Origin of the sequence: Mesotoga sp. HF07.pep.5.2.highcov, assembly GCF_003666285.1 — a bacterium.
Classification (GTDB): Bacteria; Thermotogota; Thermotogae; order Petrotogales; family Kosmotogaceae; genus Mesotoga; species Mesotoga prima.
In genome coordinates this window covers 1-734 of record NZ_JFHJ01000053.1, presented here as the reverse complement: position 1 = coordinate 734, position 734 = coordinate 1, and the positions used below count along the sequence as shown (strand labels likewise).

Below are 734 nucleotides of genomic sequence, written 5' to 3'. Positions count from 1 at the left end.
GCACCTCTTCGAAGAGCCTCTTCGCCTCTTCTTCATTCGAGTAATAACCGGTCCCAAAACGAAGAATGGCGAGCGCTTCGTCAATTCCCACTATTGTCGCGTCTCTTCTCGGAAAGAGCTGGTATAGCACCCTTGACTTCTTATCTGCCTTCTTGAGAACTTCGACAAGTCTCGTGAAGTATTTGTCAGAATAGTAGCCGGCTCTCATCTTGTCAATCGGTACTTTGAAGACTCTCGGGTCGATTCTGCGCTTATCCACCGAACGCCCCCTGTCTATGCCCTCATTCGCGAGCGAAAATTCCGGAGAAATATATCCGGTACCCTGATTATATAATAATAAACGACTTTCGACTCTTGAACCGGGCAGATCTTTGCCAATTGGACCAGTCCAAAAAAATAAACCGGCCATAAGGCCGGCAGAGAAGATGACGCTTCTATATCCAGTCGATAGAGATCTTCGACATATCTGACTTCACGATGATCTGGCAAGTCGTAACGGCCCTGTCGATATTGGTCGAGACGTATCCCTTTTCCCTCTCCATAAGGTTGTTGAAGTTGCTCCAGTTGAGCTCGCCTTCGTGGATAATGCTAAGACCAACGTCTTTGGGTGTCCTAATGTTCAAGGAGGTTACCTCACAATCTATGTCTATTATAGAGTCTCTCAGCTGGGAAGGTATTATAGAAAGCCTGGAGAGCGAGGTCTTTATTCTCGCGCTGTCAAGATTTAGTTTGGA

2 pseudogenes are annotated in these 734 nt (G+C 46.7%); both read right to left on the bottom strand.

The features are described 5' to 3' along the window. Nucleotides 1-409: pseudogene (locus BG32_RS00970) on the bottom strand (nicotinate phosphoribosyltransferase); the annotation flags it as partial. 25 nt (nucleotides 410-434) lie between these two features. After that, nucleotides 435-734: pseudogene (locus tag BG32_RS00965) on the bottom strand (hypothetical protein); the annotation flags it as partial.